The sequence below is a fragment of the Pseudoxanthomonas sp. LARHCG66 genome (assembly GCF_052871755.1).
On the sequence record NZ_JBIXJW010000007.1, the window covers coordinates 75,847 to 89,988 of the forward strand.

The window sequence follows — 14,142 nt, forward strand, 5'->3', positions numbered from 1 at the left end:
CCAGGGCCCTCCTTCCACCGGAGAAGACCCTGATGCGTGCTGGAGAGACCCATGCTGGCGCACGCTCATCCATGTGCGCAGCTTACTCTGGCTGCTGCGGACGCGCCGCCTCAGGCTGTGCGGCCTGGTTGGCACGCGACTCCGCCGAGCCCAGCGCACGTGCGGCCGCAGCGTCGGGATCCGCCGGCGCTGCCGGTTCTGTGGTGGCGGCGGCAACCGCCTTGTCGGTCTTCGCATCCAGCCAGCCGCCCTGGAACCCCGCCTTCCGCAAGCCCTCGCGGATGTAGGGGTTCTTCTTCATCACGCTCCAGACGAAATCGCTGCGGTAGTTCGCGATCATCGCCAGGATCGGACCCTGGTCGATGCCGATGTAGTCGCTGGAGACCCAGCCCTTGCCCGGCACGATGCGTCCGGTCTTCAGCGGGATGTCGTAGTCGAAGCTCGGATTGAACGAATCCAGGAAGCCGTAGCTCGAATACAGATAGTCGCCGTAGCGACGGTGCATTTCCTCGGTGGCCGGGATGACGACCTCCGGTGCGAACGGCAGCGAGGCCACGGCAGCGGTCGGTGCGATGGTGCCGTCGTCGAAGTTTTCACGGAAGCCGGCCCCGCGTGCGGAGTAGTGGCGGAACTGGCGCTGTTCGCCGCGATACTCCTGCGTGGTCTGCTGCGGACCGTCGGACGCGGTCAGGCCCCACACGTTCTCGCCGTAGTCCTTCCACTTCATTGGGTTTTCGATCGCATACGCGCGCTGTGCGTACGTGGCGCGGCGGCTGTTCTCGAAGTAATCCATGCCGCGCTCGCGCATGTAGGCATCCTGGATGCCGCGGAAGTCGATCCAGACGTGGCTGTACTGGTGGCCGAAATGCGGTGCGAACGTCAGGTATTCCTGGCCCTGGAACACGCCCCACAGCTCACCATAGCTGCGCGTCCACACTTCCCACGCCTCGGGTCCGACCGGGTGCGTGGGCGACGCCATCGCCAATACGTACACCAGCATGGCTTCGTTGTAGCCCTTCCAGTCATGCGGGATGATGCCGCTTTCGGGGAACCAGCCCATCGAGATGAGCGGCTTGTTCTTCTGCAGGAACGTCCAGTCCACGCGCCGGTACAGCGTGTCGGCGATGTCGCGGATCTCCTTCTCGCGCGCGTCGTCCCGGTCGTAGTACGACTGCGCGAACAGCACGCCCATCAACAGCAGCGACGTGTCCACGCTGGACAGCTCGACCCAGCTGTCGAAGCGGTGGCCATTCTGCATGTCGAGGAAGTGGTAGTAGAAGCCTTTGTGACCACCTTTGCCTTCCTTCTGCGGACCTTGCGGCACGTCGCGCAGGAACTTCAGCGTGGTCAGCGTGCGGTCCACTGCCTGGGTACGGCTCACCCAGCCATTCTCGATGCCGATCGGATACGCGGTCAGCGCATAGCCCATCGACGCGATGCTGGCGAACGGACGCGACGGATAGCGGTCCGGCGTGAGGCCGTTCACTTCATTGGTGGTGTCCCAGAAGAACTGGAACGTGCGGCGTTCGATGTCGCGGAACAGCGGGGGCAGTTCCGGCTTCGCGGGTGGCTCGGGCTTGGCGGCGACCGCAGGCGCGGCAGGCTTGGCGACAGGCGCCGCAACCTGCTCGGGTGCCTTCTGGCAGCCCGCGATCAACAGAGTCAGCGCTACGCCGGTGAACCAGGACGAACGCGAGGCTTGGGTGATCTTTTTCAAAACGTCGTTCCGTTGTAATCGTTTACAGGACCACATGAAACAAACCCGCCGGTCAGACGGCGCACGAGGCGCCGCCTGAGGGCGGGTGAGTATTACCAGTCGAAGCCGAAAGACAGCTTGAATGTGCGCGTGGGCCACAGAATCTCGTTGCCGTTGCGGCGGCCGAAATTCGGATTCTGGACTTCGCCTGCGCCGCCTCGCCAATCGGTGTACTGGTTCCAGTTACGCCAGTTGAATGCATTGATCAGATCAGCCCGCACCTTGAAGCCGATGTCGGTGCCCGTGCTCCAACGCTTTTCCAGGGCCAGGTCGAATTGCTTGTAGCCCAGCGTGCCTTCCGGCTCGAAGGGATCGAAGAAGCAATTGTTGCTGCTCGGTGCGTCGTTGCAATTGATGGCGTAACGCGGACGCTGGCTGGCCAGGGTCAGCTTGCTGCTCAGCGTCACGTCCCATCCCAGATCGACGATGCCCGACATCACCAGGCGATGCTTGGGTACGCCCGTCGACGTGATCAACGTGTCGGGGATGACCGGATAGTCGCCCACGAAATTGCCATTGTTCTGTGCAGAATCGATCAGGTTCTCTTCGGCATCGCTATACGTGTATGCCAGGGTGGCGCCCCAGCCCGAGGCTTCGGTGAACGGCTTGTCGATGGATAACAGCAGTGAATTCAGCCGCGTCTCGATGCCGTTGTCACCGAGGATGAGGGAACCGTAGCCGGGAATCGCCTGGCCCCACGGCTGTCCACCCCACGTTGCGCCCGGGACGTTGTAGTAACGACCGTCGGAGTAGCGGTTACCCAGACGGAAGTAGATGCCGTCATGTCCACGGATGTGCGACAGGGCGACCGACGTATTCCACTCCTGGCCCCACAATGTCACCGCATTACGCATACCCAGACTGAACTGGTCGGAATACGGCGTCTCCAGATCATTGTTCAGCAGGCGGACCTCACCACCCGAGCGCGGGTTGGCCGCAGCGTAGGCTGCCAGACCTTCCGGCGTGAGCAGAGCCGGATTGAACGGGATGCAGTTGGTGCCGCTGCAGCCGTGGATCGGCGTGGCGAAATTGAGCTCGTAGGTGGTGAACGCACCAGCGTAGTATTCGCTGGCCATGTAGTCGAATAGATTGCGGTCGTACGCCCGGCCGGCGCCGCCGAAGATCACGTGGCGCTGGTCGCCATTGAGATCGTAGGAGAAGCCGAAACGCGGCGCAAAGTTATCCTTGTCGTCGTCGCGGTTGGAACCATTGCTGATGTAGTCCTCGACATCGAAATCGGTGTTCTGGATGTTGGTCCATCCACGCAGTGCCGCGGCAATGCCCGGGTCCACGACGTAATCGGTATAGCTCGGGGTCTGCTCATAATCCCAGCGGATACCGAGGTTCAGCGTCAACTTGTCGGTGACTTCCCAGTCATCCTGCACGTAGATGCCGAATTGACGATTGTTGGATTCCACGAACGGCGTGCGGCCGGTGAAAGGCGTCGTGTACTGGACCCGGTATGGCTGGGTCATGCTTTCGTTGACGTCGTACCAGTAGCGTGGATACGGGGGGAACTGCTGGAAAGCCTTCAGTTCGACGTCCTTGTACTTAACACCTGCCTTGATCGTATGGCGGTCCCAACCATAGAACGTGAAGTCATTCTGGATGCCCCAGCCTTCCTGGCCCTTGTCCTGGAAGTTGCCGCCGCCACCCGTGTTCAGCACGATCAACGAAAGGTTGCCCGGGTTGCTGGGATCGACGACGGTGTAGGCGTTGCTCGGTGCGTTGGTCAATGGCTGCGGGTTGTACGCCGACTCTTCGAACGTGATGTGTGCATCGTTCATCCAGTTTTCGGCCGAATAAACCGAACGCAGATCGTACCGCGTCTCGTCGTTCACAAGCTGCGTAGCGCGGCTGACGGAATTCTGCCCACCGATGTCCAGCGTGCCTGTTTCGTCGCGCTGGCGAATGCTGAGCTCGATCAGGTGGGCATCCGACGCCTGCCAACTCAACTTGCCAAAGTAGAGATCCTGATTGAAGGGGCGAGTGGCGCTGACGTACTGCGACGTGATGGCGGCAGGCAGTGTGGCGGGATTGACCTGGTTGGGTGGAATGATGTCCGCCGGGACCACGAAGTCCTTCGCCTCATACGACACGAAGAAGTGCAGCTTGTCCTTGATGATCGGGCCACCGAACGACACACCGTACTGCTCCGTCGTTTCGGGCGTCTTGGCGCCTGCTGCATCTTCACGCGGCGTGGACTTGCGCCAGTCGTCGGAGGTGCGGTCCCAGAAGAAGCTACCGGTGAACTCGTTCGTGCCGGACTTGGTCACGGCAGTGACCGCCGCGCTGCTGATCTGGTCGTACTCGGCCTTGTAGTTGGATGTGATGACCTTGTACTCGCCGATCGCCGACTGCGGGAACGGGTTGCCGCGGCTGTCGTCCTGGCCAGTGATACCGCCGGGTGTCACGTAGTTCTTCTGCCCAACGCCATCGATGAAGACGTTGATCTGGCTGGAACCCTGCGCACCACTTCGCAGTTGTGACTCGTCTCCGTTGACGCTGGAGATGAACTGCATGCCCGGCACGGTATCTGCGAACGCCAGGAAATTGCGCGAATTCTGCGGCAGCGAATCTATCTGCTTCTGGCTGACGTACGTCGCCACTTCCGACGTCTTGGTCTCCACCAGTATCGGTGCAGTGACACGGATGGTTTCCAGCGTCGTCGCATCACCCGTGGGTGCAACGACAGGCGGTGCATCCTGCAGGTTCAGCGTGGCGGTCTGGCCTACGGCCAGTGTCACGGCGCGGCTGCTGGTCTGGCCACCCGCGTTCACTTCAATGCGATAGGTGCCCGGCGGCAGGCCACCGATGTTGTAGCTGCCATTGGCAGCCTTCGATGTACGCGTCAGGCCCGTGTCCACGTTGGTGACAGTGACCGTTGCGTCCTGTGCGACAACGCCACGCAGCGTGGCCGACGTGGACTGCGCCATCACGTGCGGTGCCGCCATGGCCAGGCAGCTGGCCAGGGCGCAGGACAACAACTTGCGATTGGGTTGGAACGTGGTGCGGTTGCGATGTTTCATTGGCTCTCCCTCCAAAGATTGATGTACTGCATATCGGCATTGGTGCCGCTTGTAATCGATTACATCTCCGCTCAAAAAAAAGCGGTCGAACATTGCCTATCTTTTCGCGTGGCGGCCCTCTCCCACACTCGAAGCCCTGACGATCAATTCGGGGGTCAACATCGCCGATGGCGCCACGCGCGCGCCATCCGAGTCGATGGCATCCAGCAGGCGGCTCATGGCCTGACCACCCAACTCGGCAATACTGACGCGCATCGTGGTCAAGGTCGGGTGAACGAATCGCGCCAGCGGGATGTCGTCGAAGCCCGCCAGCGCGACGTCCTGCGGTACACGCACGCCGGCCTCGTTGAAGGCATACAGGCAACCCAGCGCCATCATGTCGTTGGCCGCGAACACGGCTTGCGGCTTCTCGGCCATCTGCGCGATGCGCTTGCCGGCCTCATAGCCGGTGGATTCACTGAAATCACCGCGGAACTCCAAGGGCGACGCATCCGGCACGAAACGCGCCAATGCATCGCGATACCCCCGCAGGCGTTCGCGCGCATCGAAGTTGCCTTCCGGGCCGCCGATGAACGCGATCCTGGCGTGACCAGCCTGTGCCAGATGTTCCACCATCGCCACGGCGGCGCTGTAGTTGTCGATGGTCAGCGTGGGATATGTCGCGTCCTGCACGTCGCTGTTGATGAGCACGACAGGCAACGACGACGGCAGGTTGTCCACCAGGAAACCCGGCTGGTCGGTGTAGGGAGACAGCACCAGCAGTCCGTCCACGCGGCCGCGCATCGCACGCAGGGCTTCGCCCTGCTCTTCCGGGTGGCCGTGATAGCTGGACACCAGCAGGTGCTGGCGGCGCGCGCGGGCGACCTGGTCGACGCCGCGGATCAGTTCGGAGAAGAACTCGCCATACAGGTCGGGCAGCACCACGCCGATGGTCTGGGTGCGGCGGCTGCTGAGGCTGCGCGCGGCGGCGTGCGGCTGGTAGCGCAGGCGGTCTGCCGTGGCCAGGACCTGCTGGCGCACGGATTCGGCCACGTTCTCGTGCCCGTTCAAGGCACGCGACACGGTGGCCACGGATACCCGGGCCTCACGTGCGACGTCCTTGATGGTGACCGAGGTTCGCGCCATTCCCCGCCCCTCCGCGGTGATGACTGCTGCAAGTGGCGCGGACTGTAACCGTTTTCACGGAAACGTGTAAAGCGCGCGTTAGTTGGTGGCAAAAATATTTCTCTTTCAACGACTTGCACGCCTCGCGCTGCCCGCGAAACATATTGCGGCGCAGCATCGATGACGGGGTGCGGCCGGCTCGCCTCAGCGCGCCCCGACCGTGAACGTGGCCTGCTGCGTACGGTCCGAACTGCCGCCCACGAAGACCGTGAACGTGCCCGGCTCCACGACCTGCTGCATGCGCGCGTCGTACATGGCCAGGTCATCGAAGCCGAGCGTGAACGTCACGGTCTTCGATTCACCCGGCTGCAGCGCCACGCGCTGGAACCCGCGCAACTGCTTCACCGGCCGGGTGATGCTGGCCACATCGTCGCGCACGTAGAGCTGCACCACTTCGTCGCCTGCGCGCTTGCCGGCATTGGTGACGCGCACGCTGACCTGCTGCTCCAGGGCATCCGGCTTCAGCGTCGCCGATGACACGACCGGTACGTCATAGCGGAACGTGGTGTAGCTCAGGCCGTGGCCGAAGGCGTACAAAGGCGTCCACGGGACGTCGAGGTACTTGCTGGTGTACTTCTCTTCCGTGCGCGGCGGGCGGCCGGTGTTCTTGTGTGCGTAGTAGATCGGCACCTGGCCCACGTTGTGCGGGAAGGTGATCGGCAATTTCGCGGAGGGATTCACGTCGCCGAACAGCACGTCGGCGATCGCGTGCCCGCCCTCGATGCCCGGGAACCAGGCCTCCAGGATCGCCGGCACCTTGCCTTTCAGCCCGCCGATCGACAGCGGCCGGCCATTCAACAGCACGACGACCACGGGCTTGCCGGTGGCCGCGACCGCAAGCGCGAGCTGCTCCTGCACGCCCGGCAGGTCCAGCGAGGTGCGGTTGTTCGCCTCCGCGCTCATGTCCGGGTGTTCGCCGAGGAACATCACCACCGCGTCGGCCTGTTTCGCGGCGGCGACCGCATCGGCGATACCACGGGTGTCCTGGCTGTCGATGTCGGCACCCTTCGCCACGACAAGGCGCGTCCTGTCGCCGAGCGCGGCCTTCAAGCCTTCGAGCGGCGTGACCGCATCTTCCTCGCGCCCTGCCACCGCCCAGTTGCCCAGCATGGCGCGGCGATGGTCGGCCAGCGGCCCGATCACCGCCAGCGTTCGCACCGCCTTGGAGAGCGGCAGCACCTGGTTGTCGTTCTCCAGCAGCACCAGCGACTTCTGCGCCATCCGGCGTGCGTCGGCACGGTGCTGCGGCGTCAGGGTCAGCGCGCGCTCACGGGCGCCGTCGTCGGTGCAGGAGCGATAGGGATCATCGAACAGGCCCAGGCGATACTTCGCGTTGAGCACGCGACGCACCGATGCATCCAGCTGCGCCATCGGGATACGCCCCGCTTTCACCGCTGCCGGAAGATCCTTCACGTAGATCTGGCTGACCATGTCGACATCCACGCCCGCGCGCAGGCCGAGGATGCCGGCCTGTTCGCGGTCGGCGGCCACGCCGTGCGGCATGAGTTCCATCACGCCGGTGTAATCGCTGACCAGCAGGCCGTCCCAGCCCCACTGCTTGCGCAGCAGATCCTCGATCAGCGGCTGGTGCGCGTGCATCGGCACGCCGGCGATCTCGTTGAATGCGGCCATGATCGATTGCGCGCCCGCATCGACGGCAGCCTTGAACGGCGGCAGGTAGAGTTCGTGCAGCGTGCGCTCGGAGATGTCGGCGACGTTGTAGTCGCGTCCCGCCTCCGCTGCACCGTAGGCGACGAAATGCTTGGCGGTGGCGAGCACCGCATCCGGTGCGCGCAGGTCTTCGCCCTGGAAGCCCCGCACCCGTGCCGCAGCCAGCACGGAGCCCAGGTACGGGTCTTCGCCTGCGCCTTCCACGACGCGGCCCCAGCGTGGATCGCGCGAAATGTCGACCATCGGAGCGTAGGTCCAGTGGATGCCGTGCGCCGACGCCTCGATCGCCGCGACGCGGGCAGCGTGCTGCACTTCGGCCGGGTCGAAACTCGCCGATTCGCCCAGCGGCACCGGGAATACCGTGCGGTGTCCGTGGATGACGTCGTACCCGAACAGCAGGGGAATGCCGAGCCGCGACTGCTCCACGGCGATGCGCTGCAGGCGGCAGGTCAGCACCGCGCCCTGGGTGCCGAGGTAGGAGCCGATCTCGCCACGACGGATCTGGTCCTCGCTGCCCGCCATCGCGGCCGGCCCCGTGTTGTTGCCCACGCCGGGCGGCTGGTTCAGCTGGCCGAGCTTCTCCTCCACCGTCATCTTCGCCAGCAGGGCGTCAACGAACGTTTTTTCGGCCGGCGTCGCGTAGACCGGCGGCCTGGCGGCGGCGGTCCCGGCCAGCAGGGTAGCCACCAGTCCGGCCAGCAGTGCGTGGGGGATTCGGGGATTGTGATGCTTCATGGCGCCCTCCCGGCATAGCGAAGGGCGCGAATGTAAACGTTTTCATCGGCGACTGCATGCGGCAGCGCCGGAAAGGCCGGCGGTGCTCAGCGGGCCTCGTCGGGTGTCCGCGCGTCGATGGCCAGGGCGTGGATATCGGTCTGCATCATCTCGCCCAGGGCGGCGTAGACGGCACGATGGCGGGCCAGCGGGGGCTTGCCGGCGAAGGCGGCGCTGGTGATGCGAACCGTGAAGTGCCCTCGCCCATCACGGGCCCCCTCATGGCCCGCGTGCTTGTGGCTGTCGTCCAGAACATCCAGCGACACCGGCTGCAGGGCGGACTCGAGGGCTGCCCGGATGCGCTCGATCCGGTTCACGGCAGGACCTTGCGGAAGGGCCGGACGTCCGTGCGCACGTACACGCCGGCGGTTGCGTAGGGATCGGCATCGGCCCAGGCGCGGGCGTCTTCCAGCGAGTCGAACTCGGCGATCACGATGCTGCCGCTGAAGCCGGCCGGACCCGGATCCTCCGCATCAATGGCCGGACACGGGCCCGCCAGCAGCAGGCGACCCTCGTCGCGCAGCGCGGTCAGGCGGGCCAGGTGCGCAGGCCGCGAAGCCAGGCGCTTGGGAAGGGCGTCGGGGGCGTCATGCCCTTCAATGGCATACCACATGCTGTTCACTCCTGGGGCTGAGCCTGAATTGTACGTGCCCTCCCCTGGGCGGGTGCTGGACACGCTCCCGGCCAAGCCTTACCCTGTCATTCATTGCACGGCCGGAAGCAGCGGCCCGTCCAGGGGAAGACCCGGCCACGCCGCCCTCCCCGATCCCCGGCACGGGGACCACCGGGACGTTCGATTCGCTGCCCATACCCGCCCGCGCCCGACGACCTCTCGCTGTCCACCGCCGCATTCTGCGGTGTGCTTTGCTGGTTGCTTCAAGGGAAGCGTTCGCCCTGCGACGCATGATGTTGGTTTGCGGAATGACGGCACCAAGCCGGCCCTGCCGCGTGCAGGATGGATCGGTGGTTAGCACGATGACTGTTTCTTGATGAGCCCAGAACTCGCGTCCGACGCGAACCCACAATCCCCGTCCACGCATCCGCAGCAGCAGGAAATGCCGCTGGCGATGGTGCATGGCCAGCCGGTACTGCAGATCCCGCAGGACCTGTACATCCCGCCGGATGCGCTGGAAGTCATCCTGGACGCGTTCGAGGGGCCGCTGGACCTGCTGCTGTACCTGATCCGCCGGCAGAACCTGGACATCCTGGACATCCCCGTCGCCGAGATCACCCGGCAGTACGTGGACTACATCAACGTGATGCAGGAGCTGCGGTTCGAACTGGCCGCCGAGTACCTGCTGATGGCGGCCATCCTGGCCGAGATCAAGTCCCGCATGCTGTTGCCCCGGCCGGTGAGCGAGGATGGCGAGGAAGGCGATCCGCGCGCCGAGCTGGTGCGTCGCCTGCAGGAGTACGAACGCTTCAAGCAGGCGGCCGAGGACCTGGACGCCCTGCCACGCCAGGACCGCGACACCACGCCGGTCAGCGCGGACGTTCCGGACCGGGCGGCGGTCAGGCTGCCGCCGCCGGTGGAACTGAAGGAAATGCTGCTGGCGCTGCACGATGTGCTCAAGCGCGCCGAGCTGTTCAGCGGCCACGCGATCAAGCGCGAGGCGCTCAGCGTGCGCCAGCGCATGGGCGATGTGCTGACGCGGCTGGAGGACGGCAAGTTCCACCGTTTCGAAAGCATGTTCACGCCGGAGGAAGGCAAGCTGGGCGTGCTGGTGACGTTCCTGGCCATGCTGGAACTGGCCAAGGAACAGTTGCTGGACATCGTGCAGGAAGCCCCGCTGGCACCGATCTACATCAAGTCGCTGGCGCTGAACAACACCAACGAACCGCTGCAGTTCAACAGCGAGTTCGACGACAGCGACGCTGCCAACGACACCCCCTGACGCAGCCGGGCCGACCCGCCCGCGCCGCATGCCCGAACGACAGGACCGCATGGATCAATCGCTCATCAACCGCATCGTGGAAGCCGCCCTGCTGGCGGCGACCCAGCCGCTGACACTCGCGCAGCTGCACGGCCTGTTCCCCGAGGACGAGCCGGCACCGGAAGGCAGTGTCGAGCAGGCACTGCAACAGCTTGCCGACGCCTGCGCCGACCGCGGCGTGGAACTGGTCGAAGTCGCCTCCGGCTACCGCTACCAGGTCAAGGCCGACGTGCATGCCTGGGTCGCCCGGCTGTGGACGGAACGCAAGACCAAGTACACCCGCGCCACGCTGGAAACCCTGGCGTTGATCGCCTACCGCCAGCCGATCACGCGTGGCGAGATCGAGCAGGTCCGTGGCGTCGCGGTGAGCAGCAACATCATCCAGGCCCTGGAAGAGCGCGAATGGATCCGCGTGGTGGGCCACCGCGACGTGCCGGGCAAACCGGCGCTGTTCGGCACCACCAAGGGCTTCCTCGATTATTTCGGCCTGAAGCGCCTGGACGAACTGCCGCCCCTGTCCGAACTCAAGGACATCGGCGAACTGGAGCCGCAACTGCCGCTGGACGGCGCGCCGCTGCCGGTCAGCATCGCAAGCGGCGATGCCGTGGATGAGGCACAGGACGAACACCAGCAGGCCACGCCGTCGGACGACGACGCAGGCGACAGGGACGACGGAACGGATACCGATACGCAGGACCACGCGGACGCGTCGCAGGACGATGCCGCCAATGACGACACCCCGACGGAAGCCGGCCATGACGCCGCACACGCTTCCAGCGATGAACCTCAACCCCAAGATGACGACGCCGCAGTTTCCGACGAGGAACACCAGGCACCGTCGGAGCAGAAACAATGAGCAACACCCCGAAAAAACCCTCCCTCGGCAAGCTGTCGCTGAAGCGCGGCGAAGGCGCCGAAACCCCCGACACCCAACGCCTTGAAGAGCGACTGCACAAGGTACTGGCGCAGGCCGGCCTGGGTTCGCGCCGTGCGCTGGAACAGCGCATCGCCGACGGCCTGGTCAAGGTCAACGGCGAAATCGCGCAGACCGGCATGTCGGTCAAGGGCGGCGACCGCATCGAGCTCGACGGCAAGACTTTCGTTGCCAGCGCGCTGACCGAGCCTTCCCGCGTACTGATCTACAACAAGCCGGAAGGCGAAGTGACCACCCGCGAAGACCCCGAAGGCCGCCCGACGATCTTCGAAGCGCTGCCGGCCCTGAAGGGCGCGCGCTGGATCGCCATCGGCCGCCTGGACATCAACACCACCGGCCTGCTGCTGCTGACCACCGATGGCGAACTCGCCAACGCGATGATGCATCCGTCCTACGAAGTCGAACGCGAGTACGTGGTACGCGTGCGTGCGCCGGAAGGCCAGGAGAGCGTGCCGGACAACGTCGTCGACCGCCTGCGCCGCGGCGTGGCGCTGGAAGACGGCCCGGCCAAGTTCGACAGCATCGAGCGCATCGGCGGCACCGACTCGCACGACTGGTTCAGCGTGGTGGTCAAGGAAGGCCGCAACCGCGAAGTGCGCCGCCTGTGGGAATCGCAGGGCTGCCAGGTCAGCCGCCTGAAGCGCGTGCGCTACGGCAAGGTCAGCCTGCCGCAGCCGTTGCTGCGCGGCCAGTCGCAGGAACTGCCCGACGCGCAGGTGCTGGCGTTGCGCAAGGAACTGGGCCTTGAAGACGGCACGCCCGCCGCGCTGACGCTGCAGCCGGTCATCGGCCAGCGCAAGGCATCCAAGTCCACCGTGCACGTGGGCGGGGGACGCAGCGGCAGCGCCTACGTCAACGGCCACAACAGCGCCGACGAAGGCCGCGAACTGCGCCGCTTCGATCATGTCCGTGAAGACCGTGGCCGCGGTGGTCGCGGCAAGAAGCCGCATGGCGGGCTGACCGTCAGTGGCGAGCAAGCCGCGAAGCAGTCGCAGCGGCCGTTCAAGCAGCGTACGCAGAAGGGCCCCAAGCCGTTGCCGGACGGCAATCCGGCGGCGTTCCGCAGCTGGTACGTGCCGGACGGCGTGGATACCGGCCCGGCCGGACACCGCAACGCCGGCCCCGGTGGCCCGAAGAAGCCTTACGGCGGCAAGCCGGGCGGTCGTCCGGGTGCCGGTGGCAAGCCGGGTGGCGGCATGGGCAAGCGCGGCCCGGGCGGTGGTCCCGGTGGCTTCGGTGGCGACCGCTTCGGCAGTGACCGCGCCGGCCCGGGTGCCGAACGTGGTCCGCGCGGTGCGCAAGGTGCGGGCAAGCCGCAGCGCGCAGCGCGCCCGTACGGCCACCCCGCCAGCGCACCTAGCTTCCCCTCCGATCACGCCAATCCAGGGTTCAGTCCCTACGGCCAGCAGCCGCGCGGTCCGCGTCCGCAGGGACGTCCCGGTGGCGGTGGCAACCGTCCGCAGCAGGCGGGTCCGCGCCCCGGTGGTCGCCCGGCCGGCGGGCGTGGGCCCGGTGGCCGGCCCGGTGGCGGCGGCGGGCAGCGTGGCCCTCGCGGCGGCGGCGGCCACGGTTGAAGCAACACGGAGAAGGCGCCCTCGGCGCCTTCTTCTTTTCCGGTTGCCGGTTCGCGACCAGACGACTTCATCGCGACTTCATCGTCACTCCCTGCTCGGTCTGCACGCTGCGCCTCCAGACCGATGACGGAGCGCTTGCCCCACCATGCAGGACAACCGCTATGACGTGATCGTGGTGGGTGCGGGATTCGCCGGCCTTGCGTGCGCGCGCGAGCTGGCCTCCGGCGGCTTGCGTGTGTGCGTGATCGATCGCAAGCACGATCTCGGCGAACGCCTGCATACGACAGGCATCCTGGTGAAGGAGGCTTGCGAATCCCCCCTGCTCGCCGGCTTGCCGGCAGCGCTGGTGCGCGCCGTACCGCACATCCGGCTGTACGCGCCGAACTTGCGCAGCGTGCGGCTGGGTGCGAAAGACTACCGGTTCTACACCACCGACACGCCCGCCCTGATGCGCTGGATGGGCGAACAAGCGCGGGCTGCCGGCATCGACCTGCGGCTGGGACGGGCCTTCCGCGATGCCGTGCGGACCGCCAACGGGTGGCACGTGCCGGGTATGGGACACGCGCGCTTTCTTGTCGGCGCGGATGGCGCGCGTTCACGGGTCGCAGAACGCATGGGGCTGGGTCGCGCACGCCAGTTCCTTTACGGCGTCGAGCACGAATTCGATGGCGTCGCCCTGCGCGAACCCGATGCCCTGCACTGCTTCCTCAGCAAACGGTTCGCGCCTGGCTACCTGGGTTGGGTGGCGCAGACGCCCACCGGCGTACAGGCCGGACTCGCCGTGCGGCACCATGCCGGCACGCGCTCACCGCCCGACATCGAAGGCTTCCTGCGGCATGTCGCTCCGATGACGGGACTGCCGGGCGGACGTCGACCGGACAGCATTCGCGCTGGATTGATCCCCTGCGGCGGCCCCGTGCAGCCCTGGCAGCGCGATGGCGTGCTGCTGGCGGGCGACGCGGCCGGCATGGTGTCCCCGCTCTCGGCCGGTGGCATACACGCGGGCCTGCGGCACGGTGCGACGATCGGGCGCATGCTCGCCCATCGGCTGCAGGACGATGCCATGCCCATGCCCCCCGCCACGCCTGCCGTACCCGCCTTCGCCTTCAAGCGCATGCTGCGATGGGCCTTCGACCACGCGCAGTTCGATGCCCCGGTGAACCTGCTGCTGACCGCGCGCCCCATGCGTCGCATGGTGGAGCAACTCTGCTTCCATCGGCGTGGCGGTCCGATGCCCGACCCGGAGCGCGCGGATTGAGCACGATCAAGGCCGCATCGCGGCGGTCGGCTACAATGCGCCGTTGAT

9 protein-coding genes and 1 pseudogene are annotated in these 14,142 nt (G+C 66.0%); 4 read left to right on the plus strand and 6 right to left on the minus strand.

The annotated features are described in order from the left end of the window. Nucleotides 1–82: 82 nt before the first annotated feature. The 6 genes from ACIPRS_RS17425 to ACIPRS_RS17450 form a co-directional block, all read right to left on the minus strand. Nucleotides 83–1,717, minus strand: a complete 1,635-nt coding sequence (locus ACIPRS_RS17425) for a glucoamylase family protein (protein WP_446539455.1) — start codon at nt 1,715–1,717, stop codon at nt 83–85. Between the two features lie 92 nt (nt 1,718–1,809). Further along, the gene (locus ACIPRS_RS17430; RefSeq protein WP_446539456.1) at nt 1,810–4,785 is read right to left on the minus strand and encodes a TonB-dependent receptor; all 2,976 of its coding nucleotides are present in this window, start codon (nt 4,783–4,785) and stop codon (nt 1,810–1,812) included. Between the two features lie 96 nt (nt 4,786–4,881). Further along, nucleotides 4,882–5,910 carry a LacI family DNA-binding transcriptional regulator gene (locus ACIPRS_RS17435; RefSeq protein ID WP_446539457.1) on the minus strand — a complete coding sequence of 343 codons (1,029 nt, stop codon included), beginning with the start codon at nt 5,908–5,910 and terminating at the stop codon, nt 4,882–4,884. A 183-nt stretch (nt 5,911–6,093) separates the two neighbouring features. Next, on the minus strand, nt 6,094–8,214 hold the full coding sequence (gene bglX / locus ACIPRS_RS17440) for a beta-glucosidase BglX (RefSeq protein WP_446539479.1): 2,121 nt from the start codon (nt 8,212–8,214) through the stop codon (nt 6,094–6,096). A gap of 227 nt (nt 8,215–8,441) precedes the next feature. Then, nucleotides 8,442–8,711: a BolA/IbaG family iron-sulfur metabolism protein gene (locus ACIPRS_RS17445; protein ID WP_192202742.1), complete on the minus strand. Its 270-nt coding sequence runs from the start codon at nt 8,709–8,711 to the stop codon at nt 8,442–8,444. After that, entirely contained in the window at nt 8,708–9,007 is a 300-nt protein-coding gene (locus tag ACIPRS_RS17450; protein WP_446539458.1) for a YciI family protein, read from the minus strand. The genes ACIPRS_RS17445 and ACIPRS_RS17450 overlap by 4 nt, the downstream gene beginning before the upstream one ends. Before the next feature lie 376 nt (nt 9,008–9,383). Between ACIPRS_RS17450 and ACIPRS_RS17455 the strand changes: the two genes are divergently transcribed. The 4 genes and pseudogenes from ACIPRS_RS17455 to ACIPRS_RS17470 all read left to right on the plus strand — a co-directional run bounded on the left by ACIPRS_RS17455 (nt 9,384) and on the right by ACIPRS_RS17470 (nt 14,094). After that, nucleotides 9,384–10,289, plus strand: a complete 906-nt coding sequence (locus ACIPRS_RS17455) for a segregation and condensation protein A (protein ID WP_337732180.1) — start codon at nt 9,384–9,386, stop codon at nt 10,287–10,289. 49 nt (nt 10,290–10,338) lie between these two features. Continuing rightward, nucleotides 10,339–11,172, plus strand: a pseudogene (gene scpB / locus ACIPRS_RS17460) (SMC-Scp complex subunit ScpB); the annotation flags it as partial. Nucleotides 11,173–11,180: 8 nt separating this feature from the next. Continuing rightward, the gene (locus ACIPRS_RS17465) at nt 11,181–12,836 is read left to right on the plus strand and encodes a pseudouridine synthase (RefSeq protein WP_446539459.1); all 1,656 of its coding nucleotides are present in this window, start codon (nt 11,181–11,183) and stop codon (nt 12,834–12,836) included. 145 nt (nt 12,837–12,981) lie between these two features. After that, nucleotides 12,982–14,094 carry an NAD(P)/FAD-dependent oxidoreductase gene (locus ACIPRS_RS17470; protein WP_446539460.1) on the plus strand — a complete coding sequence of 371 codons (1,113 nt, stop codon included), beginning with the start codon at nt 12,982–12,984 and terminating at the stop codon, nt 14,092–14,094. Nucleotides 14,095–14,142: the final 48 nt, after the last annotated feature.